This window comes from Marinomonas epiphytica, assembly GCF_054780655.1.
The window spans coordinates 163,270-187,231 of the sequence record NZ_BAAGVX010000033.1 but is presented as its reverse complement, the minus strand read 5'-3'; the positions used below and the strand labels follow the sequence as shown (position 1 = coordinate 187,231).

The window sequence follows — 23,962 nt, the reverse complement described above, 5'->3', positions numbered from 1 at the left end:
TTAATAAGGGGTCATATGCAGAAAGGCTTTGTCTCTCTAACAGAGCGTATTCGCCAACAATACGCTCAATTTACCCAAGTGAATCAGCGTTTGGCAGACTATTTGCAGCAACACCCTGACAAGGTGCTCATTCTGTCTACCAATGAAATAGCTGAGGCTTGTGGGGTGTCCAAAACGAGTGTGAGTCGTTTTATTCGTAAGCTAGGGTATGAGGACCATCAGGCCTTGCGAAACGAGCTGATGGCGGCAAGAGATCAGGGAAATCCTATTCTGGTGAACCCAATAGAAACCTCGGAGTTTCAGCAAGAACTTGGTTCTCTTGAGCAGTTATGGCACTTTTTGGAGCAACATGACTTATCTCCACTGATTGATAAACTGGCTCATAGCCGCCGCATTAAAGTAATTGGTTATCGTAATAGCTACCCGTTAGCCTTGCATTTTCGTCAACAGCTTATGCAGTGTCGGGCTCAAGTTGAGTTACTGCCTGTACCAGGCCAAAGCATAGGTGAAGATTTAGTCAATCTTAATGATGAGGACTTTGTTGTTGTTATCGGTATAAGACGACGGGTCAACCACTTTGCCAAAATAATGAGTCATCTTAAAAAAGAGCGTTGTTTACTAATCACAGATCAATCCGGTCAAAAATTGAGTCACTATGCCGAGCATTTTATTTTATGTCAGATGAATAATGTGAGGCCACTAGACAGCTACGCCGCGCCTATGAGCTTGCTTGGCTATTTGGCCAACCAGGTGTATTTAACACTGGGCGAGCAAGCGCAAAAGCGCAGTGGTGGAATCAGTGATGTTTATACAAAGTTAAATGAAATTGAGTAACTTAATCGAGAAGAAAAATGCTAATAAATAAGTTGAAGAAAGAATGGTTTTTGGTAGGAATGGCATTGGCCATTATCTTGGCGACGTTTTCCTCTGAAGTAGGACGCTCAGGAGGCATATTAAGCCTAGATATTATAGTGGGAGTCGGTGTTGGTATCGTCTTCTTTTTACATGGTCTTGGGCTGTCGCCAAAAGATATTAAAGCCGGTGTGACGAATTGGCGACTGCATGTGTTCATTCAATCGGCCACTTTTGTTTTTTATCCACTTCTGTGGCTGATTTTTGATGATGTTTTCCTTTCCATTATGCCCAGTGCGCTAGCGTTTGGTTTTTGTTATTTGCTGGTGTTGCCCAGTACAATCTCTTCATCGGTTACCATGACTGGCGTGGCTAAAGGTAACGTTCCCGGTGCCATTTTTAACGCTTCTTTATCCAGTATTCTAGGGGTGTTTATCACTCCTTTATTGATTCAGGTTTTTATGAAATTTGAAGGCGTAGAGTTGGATTACATGGCGTCAGTGAAGTCGATTTTTCTATTGTTGGTGATTCCAATGATTGCGGGTCAACTAGCGCGTCCATTCTTGTCCGCTTTTGCCAAAAAGCACAAAGCAGTCATCGGTAAAATTGATAAATACGTGATTATTCTGATTGTCTATAACGCATTTTGTGACTCTATTTTTAATCGTATCTGGAGTGACTTCTCAATCGAGATATTGGCTCTTAGCATCGTAATTTGTGTGGTCATTTTGTTGTTTGTAGTGCACACCCTAAAATGGGTGGCCAACAAAACACGTTTCTCAGCTGCAGACGAAGCTGCGGTGGTGTTTTGCGGTACTAAGAAAACCTTAGCGGCCGGTATTCCAATGGCTAAGCTCATTTTTGTTGCTGATCCAAACTTAGGCATGATTCTTCTGCCAATAATGCTGTATCACCCCATTCAAATTTTTTACTGTGCGGTATTGGCAAATAAATATGCTGCCAAAGCCACGGCCTCAGAAAGCTAGGGGGGATTGGCATGTCTAATACATTAAAGAGTGATACGCGTATCTTCTGTCAACAAGGTCCAGAGAGCATTGAGCCTATACAAAATGGACCTCTTTCCGGCCTCAGCTTTGTATTTAAAGATTTATTTGATGTACAAGGCTATGTGACAGGAGCAGGCAACCCCAAGTGGCTTGCTAGCCACAGCATTGCTGAACAGAGCTCGCCAATCATCATGACCTTGTTGGAAGCCGGGGCTGCGTGTGAAGGCCGAGTACAAACCGATGAGCTGGCTTACAGTCTGAATGGTCAAAACATTCACTATGGTACGCCAGTTAACCCTGTGGCCCCAGACTCACTACCAGGCGGGTCTTCCAGTGGCAGTGTCGTGTGTGTCGCAAATGGCATGGTGGATTTTTCCATTGGCACAGACACCGGAGGCTCAATACGAGTGCCAGCCAGCTACTGCGGGGTATATGGTTTAAGGCCCACCTTGGGGCAGATTGACTTAAGCCACTCATTTACCCTGTCTAAAAGCTTTGATACTGCCGGAGTTTTTGCCAAAGACCTAGGCGTGCTGAGCTGTGTTTTTAAACAACTAGCAAAGCAAGTGGAGCAGAGTCATTCATCCGCTAGCACCTTATATATGGAGCAAAGCTTTGCGCAATGGCTGGATCCAGATCGTCTTGCACAACTCAAAAACTGGTGTGATCAAGCTGGTATAGAGCTTACCCAAACGAACTTTATTGGGGAGTATCAGTACCAATTTGAAGAACTCAGTTTATTATTCCGAACCATCCAAGGCTATGAGCTGGTCACGGAACATCAAGACTGGCTTGAGCAATATGGCGACAGCTTAGACCCTGCTATTTTAGCTCGTGTGGAATGGGCGCAAACCATAACCAAGGAGCGCTATTTAAATGCTCAACAAGCCCAAGCGGAATTAATCCAAAGGTTGCTCAAGCATTTACAAGGTCTTAATGGCCCTATGGTCATTCCCACTACTCCAGCGGGTCCACCTAAATTAGATATGGCGGGTGAAGAGCTAGCTAGTTATCGTACGTCATTAATGGGGCTGACCAGCTTAGCAGGTCTTGCAGGTGTGCCGCAGCTGCATTTACCCATGTCTGGATTAGCTCAAGGACCCTGTGGTATTTCTCTAATCTTAGGGCCAAATCAAGAATTGGCGCTACTTGAAACAGCGCAAAGTTTGCTGCAAGGAGCACACTTATGAGTCAGCAAGTTGCCTTTACCGCCCCTCATTCTGAAGCAGCCAAAATCGGTCGTGACATCTTGTTGGCAGGTGGTACTGCCAGTGAGGCTATGGTGGCCGCAGCAGCCATGATCGCCGTACAGTATCCACATATGAATGGTTTAGGAGGGGACGGTTTCTGGTTGATTTGTAAGCCAGGTGAAGCGCCAATCGCTATTGATGCATGTGGTGCAGCCAGCCATAACCTTGATCTAGATTACTACCGAAACAACTACCAAGAGTTACCCGAATCGGGTGGTGAATCCGCCATTACCATGGCAGGCACCGTGGCCGGATGGCAACAAGCATTAGAGAGTAACAACAGTGGTTTGTCGCTTTCGCGGTTGTTACAACCCGCGGCGGATGCCGCCCGTGAAGGCATAACCGTGACACAAAGTTTGGTTAATGCCAGTGAAAAAACCTTCACGCGATTAAAACAGTCTAAGCATTTTGCTGACATATATTTAAAACAAGCTGCTACATTGCAAGTAGGGGACATTGTCCGCAATCCTGCCTTAGCCAAGACATTAGAACGTTTAGCTCAAGCGGGCTTAGACGATTTTTACCAGGGTGAGCTTGCCAAAAGCATGGCTCGCGAATTGGAGCAAGCGGGTAGTCCTATCCGTGAAAATGATTTTCAGCAACACCAAGCTAAGGTTATGCCAGCTTTGCAGGTGCCTTTTTCGCAAGGTCAACTTTATAACTTTGGGGCACCGACTCAAGGCGTTGCGTCATTATTGATTTTGGCTATCTACGACAAGCTTGCAGGGCAAGCCAATACAGAGCTTGAACATATCCACTTACTGGTTGAAGCCACCAAACAAGCATTTATTTTACGAGATCAAGTGGTGACGGATGAAGCTTACTTAGCACAGCCTTTGCAAAGTTATTTAAACCAAAACTGGATTAATCAGGCAGCCGCTAAGATTGATTTGCAACAGGCCAAACCTTGGCCTCATAAGGGCAAACCTGGTGACACTATTTGGATGGGAGCGTGTGACCAAGATGGCACCATGGTGAGCTTTATTCAAAGTGTGTATTGGGAGTTTGGCTCTGGTGTCATGCTGCCAAGCAGTGGTGTGTTATGGAATATTCGCGCAAAAAGTTTCACCTTAGACCCTCAACACCATAATGCTTTAGCGCCAGGGAAAAAACCTTTTCATACTCTCAACCCAGCCTATGCCGAACTGTCAGATGGACGCCGCATGGTATACGGTACTATGGGAGGAGAAGGGCAACCGCAAACCCAAGCCTGTTTGATGAGCCGCTATTTATACCAAGGCAAAGACATCAGCCAAGCCATTCGTTTGCCTAGATGGCTGTTGGGTAGAACTTGGGGTGATAGCATTGACAGCTTACAAATTGAATCTTCTTTATACGATCAACACCGGCAACAACTAGAGGAGCTAGGTCATGAGCTTACCCGTGTTGCTGATCAAAACGAGCTAATGGGCCATGCTGGCGCCATTGTGCTTCATCCTAATCATACGACCAACGCAGCAAGTGACCCAAGAAGCGATGGTGCAGCCTATATAGGGGAAACAGATTAATGAGCTCTTTTAATACTTTTGAAACCTTAAACCCGCCAGCGCGTTTATTAATGGGACCTGGGCCAATTAATGCGTATCCACGGGTGCATCAAGCATTATCTGCGGCTCTTATTGGTCAATATGATCCGGCCATGACGGAGTATATGAACCAAGTGCAGTGTTTGTATCGCCAAGTTTTTGAGACCTCGAACACGCAGACCTTATTAATAGATGGTACAGCACGGTCAGGCATTGAAGCGGTGTTAGTCTCCTTATTACAACCTGGAGATAAAGTGCTGATTCCCGTTATTGGGCGCTTTGGTCATTTGTTGTGTGAAATTGCCCATCGGGTAGGGGCCAAGGTCAAAACCATTGATATTGAATGGGGACAAGTGTGTCCAGCTGAACGTGTTGAAGAGGAAATAAAAGCCTTTCAACCAAAGCTGGTAGCAACGGTACAAGGGGACACGTCCACTACCATGAATCAACCTTTAGCGGACATTGGCGAAGTTTGTCAGCGTTTAGGGGTGTTATTTTATTGTGATGCTACCGCATCGATTGCGGGCAATCGACTGCAAGTAGATGAATGGCAACTAGATGCTGTTTCAGCCGGCTTACAAAAATGTTTAGGTGGACCATCCGGCAGCTCGCCAATTACCCTCAGCGAAAAAGCCGTGGCACTGATTAATCGTCGTAAACACATCGAGGCGGGTATTAAATCAGCCCATCATACTTCGGGTGAAGAACCCATGATTCGCTCAAATTATTTTGATCTAGCCATGATCATGGATTATTGGGGAGAAGAGCGACTTAACCACCATACCGAAGCCACTAGCATGCTCTATGCTGCCCGCGAGTGTGCCCGTATATTCTTGGAAGAAGGTATAGAAGAAACCATTGCTCGTCATAAACAGGCAGGAGATGCGATGGCCGCAGGCTTAGAGGCCATGGGGTTAACTCTATACGGAGACCAAGCCTATAAAATGAATAACGTGGTGGGAATTTACATTCCTGAGGGTGTGAACGGAGACCAGGTGCGTGGTGAGTTATTGAATGCCTTTGGTATTGAAATAGGGACGTCATTTGGGCCTTTGCATGGCCTAGTTTGGCGCATTGGTACAATGGGCTATAACGCTCGACAAGAATGTGTATTAACCACCTTAGCAGCTCTAGAAGCGATTTTACTTAAACATAAAGCACCTATTTCAGTAGGACAGGCAGTGCCTGCGGCGATGGCTTTTTATGCAAAATAAGGAGCCATTCAATATGACAAGTCACCCTATGATAAGTCACAAAAGCGCAATGCAAATTATGGCGCAAGCAGAAGTGCTGGCGACCTTTTCTGATATAGATTACGGCGTGAGCCGTGCTTATCTTACTCCAGAGCACAAGGCCGCTCATCAACAAATTGCTGTCTGGATGAAACAAGCAGGGCTGGAAGTATGGCAAGACAGTGTGGGTAATCAATGGGGGCGTAAGGTGGCTAAGTCCCCTTCTATGCCCAGTCTATTGTTAGGCTCCCACAGTGATACCGTGGTGAATGCAGGCAAATACGATGGCACCTTGGGAGTATTGTTAGCCATTCAAGCATTAGCAGAATTAAAAAATGAAGACTTTCCTTTTCATATTGATGTGGTCGCTTTTGCCGATGAAGAGGGTACTCGTTTTAACACCACGTTAATTGGATCGAGTGCCGTGTCTGGAGACTTTGATCCTAACTGGTTGTCGGTTCAAGACAGCCAAGGTATTACCATGGCCCAAGCCATGCAAGAGTTTGGTTTAGATCCTGACAAAGCCGGTAAGGATCATCGGTTAGCAAAAGATCTGCTTGCGTATCTAGAAGTCCATATAGAGCAAGGGCCAGTGTTAGAAAGCAAAGATCTAGCTGTCGGCGTGGTTACTGGCATCGCCGGAGCTAAGCGCTATCAAGTGAGTTTGACTGGCATGGCTGGCCATGCGGGCACGGTACCAATGGCATTAAGACAAGATGCCCTAATGTGTGCAGCACAAATGATGTTGGCCATTGAGCAGCATGCTCAATCTCGGTCGATTGTCGCAACAGTTGGGAAGTGTCAGGTTGGTCCTGGGGCTGTGAACGTTATTCCTGGTCAAGTGGCCTTTACAATAGATATTCGCAGCCAAGACCAAGATCGCTTAGAACAAGCCTGTGATGACATGTTAGTAGAGTTAGAAAACATCGCAGGGCAGCGTAACATGGGGTTTCAAGCAGAAACGCTTTATCAAGCGAAAGCCGTCCCTTGTAATGGGGCTTTGCAGCAGGATTGGTCTAAGGTGGTGGAGCAACACACAGCCAAGGCCGCTTTATCGTTATCGAGTGGGGCAGGGCATGATGCCATGGTGATTGCTAATATTGCAGACATCGGAATGTTGTTTGTAAGGTGTGAGAAGGGCATCAGCCACAACCCGAAAGAGAAGGTTGAAACAGCCGATGTCGCGATGGCGCTAGACTGCTTTGTAAGCATGATTAAACGCATGAAATTAAAGCAAAAACAACTTGATGAGCCCATGTTTGGTTTAGGTATTGGTGGAAACTCAGCGGGTCATTTGGAGCAAACGGGAGAAATTCAAGCTTTTGCTAGTCCTTCAGGAGAGGGCCCACAAGCGATTTTTCCATTTTATGTACCGCAAGCGAAAGACGCCTATTTGGCCGTTAACCCTTATTCCAGTACGCATCTTGTGTTACCTCAGTTGACACAAGAGGCACAGCCCAAGGTGCAAATGGAGCCAGAATTGGCATTAAAAGCCACTCTACGATATGACCAGCAACAGCGTTTGATTGTCATGCACCCCTATGCGATGACTCTGGTAAATGATGCCTCTTATCGTAATGCCATTGTTGATAAGCTTGCCCAGAAAAAGAATTGGGGCCCAGCCAGTAAAGGCTTGGCAGTAAAGGACCTTGAACTGCCCTCATTCGACCGTGCTAATAGCTTAGCGCATTATCAGCTGTGTGGTTTCCATTGTCGCAATAAGCAGTGGCTTGCCTGCACTGAGAGTGTGTCTATTGCCGACTACAGTGTCTTCTATGAAGACTTGTTAGCCTGGTCTGTATCACAGATGATGGAGCAAACAGAGCAAGGGGTTCTGCATGACTTTACCGCGCTTTTGGCCCAGGCAAATTACCCTCAGGAAATTTTGTTGTCGGTTGGTGCGGCTCGTTATACGGACTATGGAGAGCAGCATGCATTGGCCCCAGGAGATGAGCTTGTTGTGGTCTTATTTAACAGCCAAGTACATTCACTTTATGAAATCACCACTTTAATAAAGAGCGGGCAAGATTTACATCAATTGAGTGGCGATGATGTGCTCTTTTTGCATCAACAAGTCGTAGCGGCTTGTTAGCCAAAGTGACTATAAACCATGCGTAATTGATATTTTTGAGATTGCGTTCAGTCGTATCTGAACGTATTCTCGAGGTTCAGAGTAGACGCTCTGAACACAGGCTATGAAGGTGTCAGTAGTAACTGGTGAAACTGGGAAATAGGTATGTGCAAACAAAACCTATGCTGCCCCCGCAACGGTAAGTTTACCTAAGTGTAAATCAGCCCGGAGACCGGCCTTCATATTAGATAATATAAGCTTGCTTATATTGGTTAATTAGACTCATACGGGTGGTGTGAGGCTCATTAGGGAAATTATTATGCATATTGAACCCGGTGTCGTAGACGGCGCCAAGATTATTTTAAGTTACGCTACCGCTGTAGCAGGCTTTGGACTTGCTGCCAAAGCAAGTGTGGAAACCATTAAAGAGTCAGGCTTAGGCTCGCTTGTTGGGCGAAGTGTGCTCACCAGTTTACTGGTATTTTTCTTCTTTGAAGTGATGCCACATCATGGGGTGGGGGTGTCAGAAGTCCACTTCATCTTAGGATCCACCTTGTTTTTACTGTTTGGCGCAGGGGCTGCATCAATTGGCTTGCTGATGGGACTTTTATTACAAGGCATTCTGTTCGCGCCTTTTGATCTGCCTCAGTACGGCATGAACGTCACCACCTTGCTGTTACCTTTATTCGCAATGGGAATAGTTGCCCGCCGCATTATTCCTGCGCACACAGCCTATGTAGATTTATCTTACCAACAGGCTCTAAAACTGTCGCTAACTTACCAAGGTGGCATTATCGCTTGGGTGGCATTTTGGGCGTTTTATGGTCAAGGCTTCTCAGCGGAAAACCTAACGGCAGTGGCCAGTTTTGGTTTAGCCTACCTAAGCGTGGTGCTAATTGAGCCCGTTTTAGATCTGGCTGTACTTGCTGGCGCAAAAGGGCTTGCTGGGCTGAAACAAACTCGTTTACTTGAGGCGCGTTTGTACCGCTAGCGTTAAAAACATACTAAAGCCGCCTTTGTTGAAGCAACAAAGGCGGCTTTTTCATTTTATAAGCAGTTGATCTTTAAGCAAGACTTGCTACTATGTTGGCATATAGTCGGGGGGCCTAATATTGGCTGAGAGTGCACAAAGTTGCAGACCCGTTGAACCTGATTCAGTTAACACTGGCGTAGGGAACTATTCTTCTTGTTTGTAGCTTTATACACCCAAGGTTTCGCATCGCGCGAATTGATGTAGTTTTTTACGCTCGCTATGGAGCTACTATGTCAAACTTGGCGTCACCAACCTCTCAACCTTCTTGCCCTATTGTGCTAACCATTGCCGGTTCTGACAGTGGTGGTGGTGCTGGTATTCAAGCAGATATTAAAGCGATTAGTGCAACAGGTGGTTATGCCTGCTCTGTGATTACCGCTGTCACGGCTCAAAATACCTTAGGCGTATCAGGCATTTTTGCTATTCCACTTGAGTTTGTGGAGCAGCAATTAGATGCTGTGTTCAGTGATCTCAATATTGCTGCAGTCAAAATTGGCATGTTAGCTGACCCAGAAATTATCCGTCTGGTAGCGAAAAAATTGTGTCAATATCAGCCTCCCTTTGTGGTAATAGACCCTGTTATGGTGGCTACTAGCGGAGATTTATTGCTTCCCGAGACGGCCATCCAGACCTTAAAAAATGAACTCTTTCACCTTGCTGATCTAATCACCCCTAACTTACCCGAAGCGGTGGCTTTAGTGGGAGAGGTTATGCCAAAAAGTGCTTCTGAATTGGTCTTATTACAAGAACAGTTGCGTTTATTGCCCGCCAAAGCCGTGCTGTTGAAAGGAGGACACTTTGACCAAGAGCCACTGAGTAGCGACTTTTTAATATTGGCTGATAAGGTGCAAACCTTTAGCGCACCAAGGGTGTCTACTAAGAATACGCACGGAACAGGCTGCACTTTATCTGCGGCTATTGCTTCTTTCTTAGCCCAAGGTCACTCGCTAGCAGGTTCAGTTCAGGCCGCAAAAGGTTACATTTCTAACGCTTTGCAACACGCTGATCGATTATCTGTTGGGCAGGGGCACGGGCCTGTACATCATTTCTATGCTGGCCATCAGTATGACCTCTCTTAAACAAGAACTCGCAAGCGTGGACTTTCAGTTAGAGCAATTTAGTTTGCTTTATAACGGCACTGAGCGTCCCGTTATCGATGGCTTATCCATGACCATAAAACAGCATGGCTGGACCTGCATTCTTGGGCGTAGTGGTTGTGGTAAAAGTAGTTTGTTGCGTTACTTGGCGGGTTTACTGAATACCCAAGTGACGGTTCGCGGACAGCCAAATAAGCACGCCTTTGCTGAATATTTCTCTGGTAAAATTGCTTATATGGCTCAGCAAGATTTACTCTATCCTTGGCTAACCGTCATGGAGAATGTGTGCATAGCAGAGCGTTTTAAAGGGGGTAAACAGTCCAAAACGAAAGCCTTTTCTGAACCCGCACGAGAGGTACTAAAAGCCGTCGGACTAGCACAATACGCAAGCTATTATCCTCAACAGTTGTCTGGCGGAATGCGGCAACGTGCTGCTCTTGCTAGAACCTTGCTGCAAGATAAGCCAATTATTTTAATGGATGAGCCTTTTTCGGCGTTAGATGCCATTACCCGCCACCACTTACAATCTTTGGCTCATCAGATGCTCAAGCATAAAGCTGTCGTCCTGATTACTCATGACCCACAAGAAGCGGTACGCCTTGCCGATACAGTTTACATTTTATCTGGCAATCCCAGTTGTGCTCGTAAGGTTGAGGTGCCTATTAGTCCCCCCCCGCGAACACAGGATGCCACAACGGCTCTTTGTTATGAGCATATTTTGTCGGTACTGCAAGACGACCTTGAAGGGGGGTACCCATGAGTGTTCAGTCTCCTTCTGGTTCATGGTTGAGTGTCAACAAGCTAAAGAAATGTCTCGACTCAAAGCTTGTTCGCCTAGCCTGTACTTTGGTGGTTTTTGCTCTTGCTTGGCACAGCATAGTGAGTGTTTTTGGATTGCCCAATTACATTTTGCCGTCCCCCTTACGGGTCTTGAATGTCTTAATGAATGATGTACATATATTGTTCAAGCATACGCTAGTTACCCTACAAGAGATTCTATTGGGGTTGTTGCTTGGCCTTGTCTTTGGGGTTCTCTTTGCTTTGCAAATGGCACTATTTGCACCTTTAAGGCGTTGGCTGTTGCCTTTGCTGATTGCCAGTCAAGCGATTCCGGTGTTCGCCTTGGCTCCGATTTTTATGCTGTGGCTGGGTTATGGTATGGCATCAAAAGTGGTCATGGCGGCCATTATTATTTTCTTCCCCATTACGACTTGTTTCTTCGATGGCTTACGTCAAACCCCACAAGGTTATCTTGACTTAGCTCGAACATTAGGAGCGACTCGCTGGCAAGAGCTTAGGCATGTTCGGCTTATGCAAGCCTTACCTGCTTTAGCGTCGGGGTTACGAGTAGCAGTTGTGGTTGCTCCTATTGGCGCTGTGGTTGGGGAATGGGTTGGGTCTAGTGAAGGCTTAGGCTATCTGATGTTACAAGCGAATGCGCGTATGCAAATTGACTTAATGTTTGCAGCACTCACTGTGCTCTCCTGCATAACGGTTGGCTTGTACTTCTTAACAGATTTTATCATCAAAAAACGACTCACTTGGGAGTCTTAAACTAAAGGAAACACAATGAAGATCACTAAATGGTATGCTGCGCTGGTTACCGTCATGGGCTTGATGAGTGCCAATATACAAGCACAAGAGAACGAAATGACTCTGATGCTAGATTGGTTCGTTAACCCTAACCATGGACCCATTATTATAGCTCAGCAACAAGGTTATTTTGCTGAACAAGGTATCGATCTGGTGATACAAGAGCCATCTGACCCAAGTACGCCTGCTAAACTAGTGGCTGCTGGCAAAGTGGATTTGGCTGTTTCCTACCAACCTAATTTGATTATGGACGTCGCAGCAGGTTTACCGTTGATTCGTGCGGCAACACTGATTGCTACACCGCTGAATACTCTAACCGTGTTGGATAATGGCAAAATTAACAGCATTGCTGATTTGCGCGGTAAGACAATTGGTATCTCGGTTTCGGGAAATGAAGAAGCCATAGTGGGTACCATGCTGAAAGCCCACGGTGTTGCGTACGATGAAGTCACCGTAATTAATATTGGTTGGGCGCTGTCAAGTTCACTGGCCTCTGGACGAGTAGACGCAACTTGGGGCGGTTTTCGTAACTTCGAAGCCAATCAGTTAGAGCTAGAAGGGATTAAAGCAAAGGCCTACTTCCCTGAGGAGCATCAAGTACCGATTTATGATGAGCTGGTGTTTGTTGCCAACAGTCAATCTTACGATAAAGGTACCCTACAAGCGTTTAACCAAGCTATTGAAAAGGGAGTAACCTATATTCTAAACCACCCGCAAGAGTCTTGGTTGCAGTTTGTTCAATACGCGCCAGATACGCTTGATAATGAGCTTAACAAACGTGCTTGGCAAGATACCTTACGCCGCTTTGCCTTGCGCCCAAGTGCATTGGATAGAAAGCGCTACAGGGATTACGCGAAATTTATGCATGCCCAAGGGCTCATTGATACTCTGCCGGCTCCCGCTAGCTATCTTCCTTCTTTAAGCCATTAACTTGCCTCTGTGATGTGGGGGGAAGTTCCCCCACATTGCTCTTCCCTAATTATTGCAAACTTTTCTTAAGCCTTATTTTTATTGGGTTGAGAGGGGGGGGCATACTTTTTTTGATCGATCGTTCAAAATGGGGGTTGAACGATCGTTCATGCTCTGCTTAAATGCACGTATTGTGTATTTATTAACGAAGAGGTTTACCATGTCATTACAAGATCAAATTGCAGATTACAAAGCGGGTTTCGTGCAAAAAGCACCACAAGAAGTACAGGCTCTAATGAAACAGGCTACTCAGAATCTAGCTGAATCTGGTATTGTCGATAAAGCGCCGAAAGTTGGTGAGGAGCTTCCAGCATTCTCTTTACCGAACCAAAATGGCGACCAAGTTGAGCTAGCTGACTTACTTGCCAAAGGGCCAGTAGTACTGACTTTTTACCGTGGTGGCTGGTGCCCATATTGCAACCTTGAGCTAAAAGCTTACCAAGATCAGCTTGCTAATATTAAAGCGAGCAATGCCAGCCTGGTTGCTATTACTCCAGAGTTACCTGATGCTTCTCTTTCAACGGCTGAGAAAAATGCCTTAGAGTTTCAGGTGTTAACAGATGAAGGTGCAAACTATGCACGTGATCTAGGCTTGGTTTTCTCTTTGCCAGAAGAACTTCGCCCAATTTACTTATCTTTTGGTATCGATGTGGAGCAGCATAATGGTAGCGGGCAATTTGATTTGCCATTGGCGGCCACTTTCGTGATTGCTCAAGACGGTAAAATAGCAGGCGCTTTTGTTGACGCTGACTACACGGCTCGTCAAGAACCTGCAGAAGTGGTTGAGCTATTAAAAACACTATAATCTGCTAAAAGCTTTATGCCCAGAGACCCAAAACCAGTATAGTCCTATACTGGTTTTTTTGTTTGAGTGTCTGAGGTAACCAATGCGTCGTCCAAGTAAGGATGAGATTAATCAACTTTCTCCCTATGAAGGGGTAAGCCTTGAGAATATTCATATTGTTGAGGCTCAGTCACAGGTCGAAGCCGCACTGAGTTATTTACACGCTCAAGAGTTAGTCGGTTTTGATACAGAAAGCAAACCGGTATTTGAAAAAGGTCAGCGTTCAGGTGGGCCGAAACTGATTCAGATTGCGAGCCAAGATAGGGTGTATTTATTACCCACTCAATTTGGCGCTGCGATTAGGGTGGCGCAATCATTACTGTCTGATCCTGACTTAGTTAAGCTAGGCTTTGGCTTAAAAGGGGATCGCCAGTCTCTATCGCGTTTTCAAATTGAATTAAATAATGCGTTGGACTTGTCATTATTATTGAAACGGCTGGCTCGTGATCGAAACCCAATTGGCGCTCGTGCTGGGGTGGCAATGGTTTTAAATAAACGTCTGTCAAAAGCGGAACAGCGCTCAAACTGGGGGCGTTACCCTCTGTCTGAGCGTCAAATCCGCTATGCTGCTAACGATGCCCATTGTGCGATTAGCATTGGCAAAGCCTTAGGAGACGATATTTTATATGGTCGCTAAAGTACTTCTTGGCTGGCTTTATTTAAGTATTCTGACATGACTTGCTCGGGAACCATGCCACCACCCGTTGCCCAAACTATGTGGCTAGCCTGCTGCATTTTACTGGCCGTTAAGGCCATTCTAGTAAGATACTCTGACTGTTGTTGTAAGACAAAAGGCCCATACAAGCCAGCTAGGGCGGAGGGTTCTAGGTGTACTTTTTCTATTTCTGCCATGCTTGCCAGCAATTGGTACATATGATCATCACTGATGGTGTAATAGCCATCAATTAGCCTTTGCATTGCTCGGCCAACAAATCCAGAGGCGCGTCCTACTGCAAGGCCATCCGCTGCGGTGATGTTATCTATACCTAAATCTTGAACACAAATGTCATCATGTAGTCCTGTGTGTACACCAAGTAACATGCAAGGAGAGTGAGTTGGCTCGGCAAAAATACAATGCACATGATCGCCAAAGGCGATTTTGAGGCCAAAGGCCACACCACCAGGGCCACCGCCTACACCGCAAGGTAAATAGACAAATAATGGATGCTCTTCGTTTACTTGAATGTCTTGTTGCTCTAGCTGGTCTTTTAAGCGTAAGCCGGCGACGGCATAGCCTAAAAATAGCGTTGTTGAATTTTCATCGTCAATGAAAAAACAGCGAGGGTCAGATTCAGCTTCTTTGCGCCCTTCAGCAACGGCCACACCATAGTCTTGTGGATACTCTATTACTTGTACTCCATGCTCCTTCAACTTGTCTTTTTTCCATTGTCGAGCGTCAGCAGACATATGCACGCTCACTTTAAAGCCTAACTTGGCACTCATTATTCCAATGGATAAGCCCAAATTACCCGTCGACCCAACAGCAATACTATGTTGTTGGAATAAGGTTCGGCAGGACGGCAGATCAAGTTGGCTATAGTCGTCTGTTAGCTTGATTAAGCCTGCATTTAAGGCCAGCTTCTCAGCGTGAGCAAGCACTTCATAAATGCCGCCTCGCGCTTTAATTGAGCCAGAAATGGGTAGATGACTGTCTTTTTTCAGAAGGAGTTTACCTGCTAATGGGGTTTGGTATTGATCGCTTAATGCTTCTTGAAGAGCACTAATGGGCACTAAGTCTGACTCAATAAGCCCATGATCTTTAGCCGTTTCAGGAAACACCTTTGCAAGATAAGGGGCAAACCTTGTAAGTCGAGCTTGGGCATCTAATAGGTCTGCTTCGTTTAGCCCCACATGAGGTAGGCCTTGCTCAGCGTTGGTAATGTTAGGATTGAACCAACTGGTTTCTTGCAGTGCTATAAGTTGCTTGAGTAAAGGGTATTGCTCAAGCAGTTGCTGAGCGTTCACACAGGTCATATGGTTTCCTTTGGCGAAACGGTAAATAGCCCAGTATAGCGGTGAGCAAACAAATAGAAAATGCATATAAAAAAAGCCCTGCAAAGCAGGGCTGAAACTAGAGAGTAACGTTACGATAGAAGCATAACGCGCCGCGATTAAACGGCTTCTGAATTGCTTACCCAAACCTGAGTAGGCAATTACAGCGGGTGGTTTCTTTTACGCAGGGCGTAAAAGAAACCATTTTTTTACACGGCATCTTGAGAAAGTTGAGCGTTTTCAATGACTTCATTAAGGTGCAGCCAAGTTTCAACAACGGTGTCTGGGTTAAGAGAAACGCTTTCGATACCTTGAGCAACTAACCAGTCAGCAAAATCCGCGTGATCGGAAGGGCCTTGACCACAAATGCCGACGTACTTACCTTGCTCTTTGCAGGCTTCAATGGCCATTTTTAAAAGCTTTTTAACTGCTGGGTTACGTTCGTCAAACTTGTCGGCGATCAATCCTGAGTCTCTATCTAGGCCCAGCGTTAGTTGGGTTAGATCGTTAGAACCGATTGAAAATCCGTCAAAGTAGTCTAAGAATTGATCTGCTAGTAATGCGTTAGACGGTAGTTCACACATCATGATTACTTTTAGACCGTTTTCACCTCTTGCCAGCCCTTGCTCGGCCAGTAATTGGGTGACCTGCTCAGCTTCTTCGAGGGTACGTACAAACGGAATCATAATTTGTACATTGGTGAGTCCCATCTCATTACGTACGCGTCGAATGGCTTCACATTCAAGGGCAAAGCAGTCTCGGAAAGAGTCATCGATGTAGCGCGCTGCACCACGGAAACCAAGCATTGGGTTTTCTTCTTCTGGCTCAAATAAGGGCCCGCCAACAAGGTTGTGATATTCATTGGATTTAAAATCAGATAACCGCACAATGACCGGTTTGTTAGCAAAAGAGCATGCGAGAGTCGCCACACCTTCCACTAGCTTGTCTACGTAGAACTCAATAGGGCCTGCGTAGCCTGCAATGCGGTGATTAATTTCTTCTTGTAAACTGGCATCTAGGGTGCTGTGATTGAGCAAAGCCTTAGGGTGAATACCAATCATGCGATTGATAATAAACTCTAGACGGGCAAGGCCGATGCCTGCGTTAGGAAGCATGGCAAAATCAAAGGCTCTATTAGGATTGCCAACGTTCATCATCACTTTAACCGGAAGCTCAGGCATGTTGCCAACTTCAGACGTGATGACGTCAAAAGGGAGTTCATCTTGGTAAACAAAGCCCATATCGCCTTGTGCGCAAGACACGGTAACCTTGTTGCCATTTTGCAATACTTGAGTTGCATCGCCACAGCCTACAACCGCAGGAATACCCAGCTCACGGGCAATGATCGCTGCATGACAAGTGCGTCCACCTCGGTTGGTAACGATGGCAGAGGCGCGCTTCATAATGGGTTCCCAATCGGGGTCAGTAATGTCAGTGACCAACACATCTCCAGGTTGAATACGGTCCATTTCTGTAATAGACGACAGTACCTTAACTTCACCTGAACCGATTTTATGTCCAATGGCTCGGCCTGTAATCAGTACGTCAGACGTTTTCTTTAGGCTAAAGCGTTCCATACTTTGGCTGTTTGTTTGGCTGCGAACGGTTTCCGGACGAGCTTGTACTATGTACAACTTGCCGTCTAAGCCGTCTTTTGCCCATTCAATATCCATCGGGCGCTGGTAATGTTGTTCTATGATGCAAGCTTGTTTGGCTAACTCTTGAACCTCATCGTCGGTTAAGGCAAAACGATTTTGTTCATCAAGGGTGACTGGCACAATGTTCACAAATTCGTCACTACCTGTTTCAGCGTACTCCATTTTTTGTGCTTTACTGCCGAGACTTTTACGTACCACGGCAGGTTTATTCGCAGCCAAAGTAGGCTTGTGAACATAGTATTCATCTGGGTTTACCGTACCTTGCACGACCATTTCGCCTAAGCCGTAAGCCGCTGTGATGAAGACCACTTGGTCAAAACCAGACTCTGTATCCAAAGTGAAGAGCACACCAGAAGCACCGATATCACTACGAACCATTTTTTGAATACCCGCAGAAAGGGCAACACCTTGGTGTTCGAAGCCTTGGTGAACGCGGTAAGAGATCGCTCGATCGTTAAACAAAGAAGCAAACACGCGTTTTATGGATGCCTTAATGTCAGCCAGTCCTTTGACATTAAGGTAGGTTTCTTGTTGGCCTGCAAACGAGGCATCTGGCAAGTCTTCTGCCGTTGCAGAAGAACGCACGGCAAATGACGCGCCGCTGTTGTCGTCACCAGACAATAAAAGAAAAGCGGCTTCAATTTCTTGGTTAAATTCTGCAGAAAATTCCGCATCTTCGATCCATTGGCGAATTTTTACGCCCGTTTCAGCCAGGGCATGAACATCGTCCACATCTAGGCTATCTAGTGTTGCATGAATCTTGTCTTCCAAACCACTTTCTTTTAAGAAGCTTTGATACGCATAGGAAGTGGTTGCGAAACCGTTTGGCACTTGAATGCCCAAATCAGTTAGGTTTGAAATCATTTCACCTAGAGAAGCGTTTTTACCGCCAACCTCGCCTACATCTTCTAATCGAAGATCTTTAAACCACTTAATAAACTTGCTCACTTATCGCTCCCGCATAGTTCGCTTAATGTATGTTTTTATAATAAGACTGACTGATCGTATGACGATCAATAACAAAGGCTGTTTAGCCTACTTGCCAAACTGCAAGGTCTGGACTCATTGTATGTAGCAGGGTAGAAATGAATAAAATCGATTATTCGATGTAGTTTTATTTCAATCGAAAAAGTAAATGTCGTTAGATAACAACAAAATAGGGAAAATAATGAAAATATATTTTGTTTCCGATGGCACGGCCATCACTGCTGAGGTGTTTGGTTCGGCTATGCTGTCTTTTTTTGATGTGCCAATTGAGACCCAAAGTGTGCCTTTTTTGACCTCTAGGGATCAGGCTGAGGGGCTACAGAGGCAAATCAATTTAGAGGTTGAAAAAGGCCAATTGCCTTTGGTTTTTTATACTATTTCAGATGACGAGATTCGCGATATTATTCAGTCTTGCCGTTGCCATTGTTACAACATTTTTGGTGAACTACTGTCGCCGATTGAAACTGCCTTAGGGGTCAAGGCTAAACCAGCAGCCACTAAAGCTCATGGTATGAAAGAGGGCGTTTATGACGCCAGAATAGACGCAATAAACTATGCGTTAGCCAATGATGATGGGGCTTCCATCAAAAACTATGATCAAGCCGATATCATTTTGTTAGGCGTGTCGCGTTCAGGTAAAACCCCCACCAGCTTATACCTTGCCATGCAATATGGGATTAAGGCAGCTAATTATCCCTTAACAGAAGATGACTTTGCTGAAGCTGGGCTCCCTAAGCTGTTAAAGGCTCATAAAAAGAAGCTTTACGGGTTGACCATAGATGCGGGCCGGTTGCATGAAATTCGTACTGGCAGAATGGCGTCCAGTAAATATGCTTCACCCCGTCAATGTCGTTATGAGCTAGAAGAAGTGGAGTCCATGTATCGCCAAGAACGTATCCCTTACCTGAACACCACAAAACTTTCTGTGGAAGAAATTTCCACCAAAGTGATGGCTGAGATGAGTTTAGAGCGCCACAGACAGTGAAGATAACACCCTAAACTATCAATATATTCGATAGGTTACGTTATCTTGACTAAAAAACAGACAAAAAAGCATAAAAAATTTTTCTTTAGTTCGAAATGTAATCAAAGAAAGGGGCGATAAGAAGGAATGTAGACGGCTGATTCCCCTGTTTTGTAGTGGAATTACCAATACTCACTGCAGAATGTTCAGGAAAACCTTCGGCTGTCTCTTTTAACTAAAGAGTATTATCTAAGAATACTCTATAATAATGCCATGGCGACTTGGCTGATAAAGAGAAACAGGGCGCTGTATGACTCTATAAATGAGATGTTTTTATGTCTTGTTATGAAAATAACATCTTCTTATGAGATTTTACTCATTAATTATAAATAGGGGTATAGAGTCGCCTTTAAATAACATCTCTTTAAGCAAGGAAATAACATTGAGTAAGAAGCAAATTAACGACCCGCATCAACAACGCGAAGCTTCAAAATACGACAACCCGGTTCCCAGTCGTGAATACATTCTAGAATTTTTAGCCAAACAGGATTTACCGTTAGGGCATTTAGACCTGTGTGAGGCCTTCTCATTAAGAGGTGAAGACGAAATAGAAGCCTTACGCCGCCGCCTCATTGCTATGTGCCGTGATCACCAGTTGAACAGCAATCGTGATGATAAGTACCGACCTGTGCTCGACAGCGAGCTGATTGAAGGCTATGTGCAAGGTAATAAAGAGGGACATGGTTTTCTTTTACGTGAGTCAGACGACGATATCTTTCTTTCTGCGCGTCAAATGCAAACCATTATGGACGGGGACAAAATTCGCGCCCGCTTATCTGGTCGAACGGTCAAAGGCCGGTTAGATGGTGTGGTTGTGGAAGTGCTAGAGCGCAAGCACAGCCAGATCGTTGGGCGTTACTATGAAGAGAGCCGTGTTGCTTTCGTCACTCCTGAAAACCCACGTATTGGGCAAGATATCCTGATTACCACTGAGTCAGGCTTAACCCCTAAACACGGCCAATATGTGTTGGCTGAAATTACGGATTACGCAGATCGTGGCAAAGCAACTCAAGGCCTAGTGAAACAAATTTTGGGTGATTTTATGGCACCAGGCGTCGAAATCGACGTTGCCATGCACCGCTATGATATTCCTCACGAGTGGCCCGCTGCTGTAGAGCAACAAACTAAGCATTTTACCAACGAGGTTGCAGAAGAAGACAAAGCCCATCGTGTGGATTTACGTAATACGCCTTTTGTTACCATAGATGGTGAAGATGCCCGCGACTTTGATGATGCTGTCTATTGTGAGAAAACCCCTGGTGGCTGGAAGCTGTTTGTAGCCATTGCAGATGTGTCTCATTATGTGAAGAAAGGTACCGCCTTAGACGAAGAAGCGATCGTGCGAGGTAATTCTGTATATTTTCCTGGCCGAGTGATTCCCATGTTGCCAGAAGTGCTGTCGAACGGTTTGTGTTCTTTGAACCCAGATGTAGACCGCCTCGCTATGGTTGCGGAAATATCTTTAACCAGCCGTGGTAAAATGCGCGGTTACAAGTTCTATGAAGGATTGATTCGCTCCCATGCTCGTTTAACCTATACCAAGGTCGCTAAGATGATTGCTGAGCAACCTGAAGAACAAGGTGTAGAGCTGCGTGAGCGCTATCAAAGCATCGTGTCTCATATTGATGATTTAAGTGGCCTTTATCAGGTGCTGAAAGGTGCTCGTGATGAACGCGGAGCCATGGAGTTTGATACGGTTGAAACGCGCATGGTGTTTGATGCTCAATCAAAAATTGAACATATTGTTCCGGTTGAGCGTAATGATGCCCATAAACTCATTGAAGAATGTATGTTATGTGCCAACGTGGCCGCCGCAGAGCTACTGCTAAAAGCCGATTTACCAGCTTTGTTCCGAGTACACGAAGGACCCAAAGAAGATCGCTTGTTAACTCTAAGAACCTACCTAGGTCTATTAGGTTTGGAATTGACTGGTGGGCTTAAACCAACCCCTGACGATTACGCCGCATTAGCGGAACAAATAAAAGACCGAGCCGATGCTCGAAGCATCCAAACCATGATGCTGCGTTCTATGTCACAAGCTGTGTACCAAGCCGATAATATGGGACATTTTGGCCTCAATTATGGTGGTTACACTCACTTCACTTCGCCCATTCGTCGCTACCCAGACTTATTAGTGCATCGTGCCATACGTTATTTGATACGTGGGGAAGGACGTCCAGTCGTTCGTCAAGCTCATCGGGTTGCAGGTAGTCCCATATTAAAAGCTAAGAAAATATACGGTTACGATCATGCTGACATGGACGGTTTGGGGGATTCCTGTTCCTTAACAGAACGTAGAGCCGATGAAGCCACCCGAGATGTTGAAGCCTGGCTTAAGTGTCAGTATGTTGAGCAGCATCTTGGGGAAGCCTTTGACGGGGTTGTGACTGCAGTAACAGGCTTTGGTTTATTTGTTGAGTTACAAGGTCTATTTGTTGATGGCTTGGTACATATTTCAGGATTAGGGCAAGATTACTTTGTCCATGATATGGAGCACCAAGCCATTATTGGTGAGCGTACTGGCCGTGTATTCCGTTTGGGTGATTCGTTAAAAGTGAGAGTTTCTAGCGTCAATTTAGAACAGCGTAAAATTGATTTGACCCTAGACCAAACCACTTCAACACCACGTAAAAAAGTACAGCGCGACGATGTAACAGAGCTAGAAATGCAGCTGGCGCAATTGCCTCCCATTGAGTTAGGAGGACGTGTTAAACCTAAATCGTCAAGCAAAGAAAGTGTGGCTAAAAAGGCTAAAGAAAACGCTGAAAAACAATCAGCCGATAAAACTAAGCCCAAAAAACGAAAGCCTTCAAAAGGCAAGAAAGTACGCCAGAAAAAGAGTAAAAATGCGCAATTAACGGGCAAGTCGCCAGTGGGCAAAAAGCCTTCAGCTAAGAAAGCCAAGCCAAAAGCGAAAGCCAAAAAAGCGAAAAAAAGTAACGCCAAAGCGCGTGCCAATGATTAAGCCTTGATAGTAGAGTAACGATTAAAAAATGTCAGATTTAGAATGGATCTACGGTATACACGCTGTAGAAAATGCTTTGTCACAACAACCTGACCGCATTAAAGAAGTGCGTTTTCAAGAAGGGCGTGACGATAAGAAAACTCAGCGCTTAATGCAGCTGTGCAAGAAGGCTAAGGTACGCTACAGTACAGCGGCTCGTCGTGACCTTGATCAGTTATTCACTAAGCACAAAGAGCGCATTGTGCATCAAGGTGTGGTGGCGTTTACGGAAATGACGAAAGCGGGTGATGAAGCTGATTTGCACCGCTATGTCGATGGTCTGCAAACCAACCCTTTGTTGGTCATTCTTGATGGTGTGACAGATCCTCACAATTTAGGGGCTTGTTTGCGCAGTGCTGATGCAGCGGGCGCCCATGCGGTCATCATTCCAAAAGATAAGTCGGCAAGCCTGAATGCAACTGTCAGTAAAGTGGCCTGTGGTGCAGCGGAAAGTATGGCGGTATTTGCCGTTACTAACCTCGCTCGAACCATGAAAAAACTGCAAGACCAAGGTGTTTGGATCTTTGGTACAGCAGGAGAAGCTACACAAACAGTGTATGAACAAGACCTGACCATTCCAAGCGCCATCGTGATGGGCGCGGAAGGGGATGGAATGCGCCGTTTGACTAGAGAACAATGTGACTATCTGGTGAAACTGCCAATGGCTGGAGTGGTATCTAGCTTGAACGTTTCAGTGGCGACTGGTGTTTGTTTGTACGAAGCTGTGCGTCAGCGTAGTGCCAAAAACTAGAGGATTAAACCTTGTTCGATGACTTTCATATCCCGTTACCCAAGGGAGAGATTGGGACTCAGTTACAGCGCAAAATAGACAACAAAACCAAGCCCTTTGGTGCTTTAGGGGAGCTTGAGCATCTCGCCTTACAACTCGGTGTTATTCAGCAAACCCTCACACCTAGAGTTGATAAACCGAAAATGATCCTGTTCGCAGCCGATCATGGTGTTGTTGACCAGGGGGTGAGCGCTTTTCCTCAGCAAGTAACCGAACAAATGGTGATGAACTTTGTTGCTGGTGGTGCGGCGGTCAGCGTATTTTGCCGTCAGAATCAAGTGCCGCTAGAGATAGTTGATGTTGGTGTGAATGCAACCCTTGTTAAGCACCCTTTGATCTCTGATCGTAAGGTGGCCCTTGCTAGTCAAGATTACAGTCTGAAACCTGCTATGAGCGCTGATCAGTGCCAGCAGGCCATACAAGCGGGCGTCGATGAAGTCAATAACGCCATTGAGCAAGGTGTGAACCTGCTAATGTTTGGGGAAATGGGGATCGGCAATACCTGCGTCTCTTCCGGTTTAATGTCTGTGTTATTGAATATGCCTGTTGTCGAAGCGGTGGGTCGCGGAACGGGGCTAGATCAAGCGGGGGTCGAGCATAAGGCGAATGTTATTGCACAATCGATTGCTCGGGCTGAACAACACACAGGACGGAACGCTCAATCTTGGTCGATACAGACCTTGCTTGAACAATTAGGCGGCTTTGAAATCATCGCCATGATGGGCGCTATGCTGCAGTCTGCTAAACGTGGGGTGGCGTTCGTGGTCGATGGTTTTATCTGTTCGGTGGCCTTTATGCTTGCTAAACAGGTATCTGCTAATGTGGCGGCTTTTGGTATTTTTGCACACCAATCCAATGAACAGGCTCATCAACGATTGTTAACCGAACTCAAAGCAGAGCCTATCCTGTCTCTTAACTTGCGTTTAGGGGAAGGCTCTGGGGCCATTTTGGCTTACCCCTTGATTCAAAGTGCCTGTTTGTTTCTTGAACAAATGGCAAGCTTTGATGATGCTGGGGTCAGCAAAGGCTAGTT

At 45.7% G+C, this 23,962-nt stretch carries 19 protein-coding genes and 2 riboswitches; of the genes, 17 read left to right on the top strand and 2 right to left on the bottom strand.

Annotated elements, in window-relative coordinates; all coding sequences use genetic code 11:
- Positions 1 to 15: 15 nt before the first annotated feature.
- The 13 genes from ACYVGZ_RS11165 to ACYVGZ_RS11105 all read left to right on the top strand — a co-directional run bounded on the left by ACYVGZ_RS11165 (position 16) and on the right by ACYVGZ_RS11105 (position 14,111).
- Positions 16 to 834 carry a MurR/RpiR family transcriptional regulator gene (locus ACYVGZ_RS11165; RefSeq protein ID WP_460755381.1) on the top strand — a complete coding sequence of 273 codons (819 nt, stop codon included), beginning with the start codon at positions 16 to 18 and terminating at the stop codon, positions 832 to 834.
- A gap of 17 nt (positions 835 to 851) precedes the next feature.
- The gene (locus ACYVGZ_RS11160; protein ID WP_460755378.1) at positions 852 to 1,838 is read left to right on the top strand and encodes a bile acid:sodium symporter family protein; all 987 of its coding nucleotides are present in this window, start codon (positions 852 to 854) and stop codon (positions 1,836 to 1,838) included.
- A gap of 11 nt (positions 1,839 to 1,849) precedes the next feature.
- Positions 1,850 to 3,049: an amidase gene (locus ACYVGZ_RS11155; RefSeq protein WP_460755375.1), complete on the top strand. Its 1,200-nt coding sequence runs from the start codon at positions 1,850 to 1,852 to the stop codon at positions 3,047 to 3,049.
- Positions 3,046 to 4,617 (top strand): gamma-glutamyltransferase family protein, encoded by a 1,572-nt coding sequence (locus tag ACYVGZ_RS11150; RefSeq protein WP_460755372.1) that lies wholly within the window; start codon positions 3,046 to 3,048, stop codon positions 4,615 to 4,617. Before ACYVGZ_RS11155 ends, ACYVGZ_RS11150 begins: the two co-directional genes overlap by 4 nt.
- Positions 4,617 to 5,849 carry a pyridoxal-phosphate-dependent aminotransferase family protein gene (locus ACYVGZ_RS11145; RefSeq protein WP_460755369.1) on the top strand — a complete coding sequence of 411 codons (1,233 nt, stop codon included), beginning with the start codon at positions 4,617 to 4,619 and terminating at the stop codon, positions 5,847 to 5,849. Before ACYVGZ_RS11150 ends, ACYVGZ_RS11145 begins: the two co-directional genes overlap by 1 nt.
- A gap of 13 nt (positions 5,850 to 5,862) precedes the next feature.
- Positions 5,863 to 7,959, top strand: coding sequence for an allantoate amidohydrolase (locus tag ACYVGZ_RS11140; protein WP_460755366.1), 2,097 nt, complete (start codon positions 5,863 to 5,865; stop codon positions 7,957 to 7,959).
- Positions 7,960 to 8,049: 90 nt separating this feature from the next.
- Positions 8,050 to 8,193: riboswitch (cobalamin riboswitch) on the top strand.
- Between the two features lie 64 nt (positions 8,194 to 8,257).
- A complete protein-coding gene (locus ACYVGZ_RS11135; RefSeq protein WP_460755364.1) occupies positions 8,258 to 8,929 on the top strand; it encodes an energy-coupling factor ABC transporter permease in 672 nt (223 codons plus the stop codon).
- Between the two features lie 97 nt (positions 8,930 to 9,026).
- Positions 9,027 to 9,131: riboswitch (TPP riboswitch) on the top strand.
- Positions 9,132 to 9,201: 70 nt separating this feature from the next.
- Positions 9,202 to 10,050 (top strand): bifunctional hydroxymethylpyrimidine kinase/phosphomethylpyrimidine kinase, encoded by an 849-nt coding sequence (gene thiD / locus ACYVGZ_RS11130; protein WP_460755361.1) that lies wholly within the window; start codon positions 9,202 to 9,204, stop codon positions 10,048 to 10,050.
- Positions 10,037 to 10,828, top strand: coding sequence for an ABC transporter ATP-binding protein (locus ACYVGZ_RS11125; protein ID WP_460755358.1), 792 nt, complete (start codon positions 10,037 to 10,039; stop codon positions 10,826 to 10,828). Before thiD ends, ACYVGZ_RS11125 begins: the two co-directional genes overlap by 14 nt.
- On the top strand, positions 10,825 to 11,622 hold the full coding sequence (locus ACYVGZ_RS11120) for an ABC transporter permease (RefSeq protein WP_460755355.1): 798 nt from the start codon (positions 10,825 to 10,827) through the stop codon (positions 11,620 to 11,622). The genes ACYVGZ_RS11125 and ACYVGZ_RS11120 overlap by 4 nt, the downstream gene beginning before the upstream one ends.
- A 15-nt stretch (positions 11,623 to 11,637) precedes the next feature.
- Positions 11,638 to 12,591, top strand: coding sequence for an ABC transporter substrate-binding protein (locus tag ACYVGZ_RS11115; protein WP_460755353.1), 954 nt, complete (start codon positions 11,638 to 11,640; stop codon positions 12,589 to 12,591).
- 199 nt (positions 12,592 to 12,790) lie between these two features.
- Complete coding sequence (locus ACYVGZ_RS11110; RefSeq protein WP_460755350.1) at positions 12,791 to 13,435, top strand: peroxiredoxin-like family protein; 645 nt, start codon at positions 12,791 to 12,793, stop codon at positions 13,433 to 13,435.
- A gap of 82 nt (positions 13,436 to 13,517) precedes the next feature.
- A complete protein-coding gene (locus ACYVGZ_RS11105) occupies positions 13,518 to 14,111 on the top strand; it encodes a 3'-5' exonuclease (protein WP_460755348.1) in 594 nt (197 codons plus the stop codon).
- Here the strand turns inward: ACYVGZ_RS11105 and ACYVGZ_RS11100 are convergent.
- Positions 14,108 to 15,448 carry a D-serine ammonia-lyase gene (locus ACYVGZ_RS11100; RefSeq protein WP_460755345.1) on the bottom strand — a complete coding sequence of 447 codons (1,341 nt, stop codon included), beginning with the start codon at positions 15,446 to 15,448 and terminating at the stop codon, positions 14,108 to 14,110. The two genes, ACYVGZ_RS11105 and ACYVGZ_RS11100, sit on opposite strands and share 4 nt — an antisense overlap.
- A 227-nt stretch (positions 15,449 to 15,675) precedes the next feature.
- Positions 15,676 to 18,072 carry a phosphoenolpyruvate synthase gene (gene ppsA, locus ACYVGZ_RS11095; RefSeq protein ID WP_460755342.1) on the bottom strand — a complete coding sequence of 799 codons (2,397 nt, stop codon included), beginning with the start codon at positions 18,070 to 18,072 and terminating at the stop codon, positions 15,676 to 15,678.
- A gap of 220 nt (positions 18,073 to 18,292) precedes the next feature.
- On the opposite strand from ppsA, the gene ppsR reads away from it, so the two are divergent.
- From ppsR to cobT, 4 genes are all read left to right on the top strand, one after another.
- Positions 18,293 to 19,096, top strand: a complete 804-nt coding sequence (gene ppsR / locus ACYVGZ_RS11090; protein ID WP_460755340.1) for a posphoenolpyruvate synthetase regulatory kinase/phosphorylase PpsR — start codon at positions 18,293 to 18,295, stop codon at positions 19,094 to 19,096.
- A 421-nt stretch (positions 19,097 to 19,517) separates the two neighbouring features.
- A complete protein-coding gene (gene rnr, locus ACYVGZ_RS11085; RefSeq protein ID WP_460755337.1) occupies positions 19,518 to 22,100 on the top strand; it encodes a ribonuclease R in 2,583 nt (860 codons plus the stop codon).
- A 28-nt stretch (positions 22,101 to 22,128) separates the two neighbouring features.
- Positions 22,129 to 22,890, top strand: coding sequence for a 23S rRNA (guanosine(2251)-2'-O)-methyltransferase RlmB (gene rlmB / locus ACYVGZ_RS11080; protein ID WP_460755334.1), 762 nt, complete (start codon positions 22,129 to 22,131; stop codon positions 22,888 to 22,890).
- 11 nt (positions 22,891 to 22,901) lie between these two features.
- Positions 22,902 to 23,960 (top strand): nicotinate-nucleotide--dimethylbenzimidazole phosphoribosyltransferase, encoded by a 1,059-nt coding sequence (gene cobT / locus ACYVGZ_RS11075; RefSeq protein ID WP_460755332.1) that lies wholly within the window; start codon positions 22,902 to 22,904, stop codon positions 23,958 to 23,960.
- Positions 23,961 to 23,962: the final 2 nt, after the last annotated feature.

Excerpts from the sequence above, each read along its gene's own strand:
- ACYVGZ_RS11120 (WP_460755355.1), top strand. The coding sequence starts at position 10,825 with ATGAGTGTTCAGTCTCCTTCTGGTTCATGGTTGAGTGTCAACAAGCTA.
- ACYVGZ_RS11165 (WP_460755381.1), top strand. The coding sequence starts at position 16 with ATGCAGAAAGGCTTTGTCTCTCTAACAGAGCGTATTCGCCAACAATAC.
- ACYVGZ_RS11100 (WP_460755345.1), bottom strand. The coding sequence starts at position 15,448 with ATGACCTGTGTGAACGCTCAGCAACTGCTTGAGCAATACCCTTTACTC.
- ppsR (WP_460755340.1), top strand. The coding sequence starts at position 18,293 with ATGAAAATATATTTTGTTTCCGATGGCACGGCCATCACTGCTGAGGTG.
- ACYVGZ_RS11105 (WP_460755348.1), top strand. The coding sequence starts at position 13,518 with ATGCGTCGTCCAAGTAAGGATGAGATTAATCAACTTTCTCCCTATGAA.
- ACYVGZ_RS11140 (WP_460755366.1), top strand. The coding sequence starts at position 5,863 with ATGACAAGTCACCCTATGATAAGTCACAAAAGCGCAATGCAAATTATG.
- ACYVGZ_RS11160 (WP_460755378.1), top strand. The coding sequence starts at position 852 with ATGCTAATAAATAAGTTGAAGAAAGAATGGTTTTTGGTAGGAATGGCA.
- ACYVGZ_RS11125 (WP_460755358.1), top strand. The coding sequence starts at position 10,037 with ATGACCTCTCTTAAACAAGAACTCGCAAGCGTGGACTTTCAGTTAGAG.
- ACYVGZ_RS11155 (WP_460755375.1), top strand. The coding sequence starts at position 1,850 with ATGTCTAATACATTAAAGAGTGATACGCGTATCTTCTGTCAACAAGGT.
- rlmB (WP_460755334.1), top strand. The coding sequence starts at position 22,129 with ATGTCAGATTTAGAATGGATCTACGGTATACACGCTGTAGAAAATGCT.
- ACYVGZ_RS11150 (WP_460755372.1), top strand. The coding sequence starts at position 3,046 with ATGAGTCAGCAAGTTGCCTTTACCGCCCCTCATTCTGAAGCAGCCAAA.
- thiD (WP_460755361.1), top strand. The coding sequence starts at position 9,202 with ATGTCAAACTTGGCGTCACCAACCTCTCAACCTTCTTGCCCTATTGTG.
- ACYVGZ_RS11145 (WP_460755369.1), top strand. The coding sequence starts at position 4,617 with ATGAGCTCTTTTAATACTTTTGAAACCTTAAACCCGCCAGCGCGTTTA.
- ACYVGZ_RS11135 (WP_460755364.1), top strand. The coding sequence starts at position 8,258 with ATGCATATTGAACCCGGTGTCGTAGACGGCGCCAAGATTATTTTAAGT.
- ACYVGZ_RS11115 (WP_460755353.1), top strand. The coding sequence starts at position 11,638 with ATGAAGATCACTAAATGGTATGCTGCGCTGGTTACCGTCATGGGCTTG.
- ACYVGZ_RS11110 (WP_460755350.1), top strand. The coding sequence starts at position 12,791 with ATGTCATTACAAGATCAAATTGCAGATTACAAAGCGGGTTTCGTGCAA.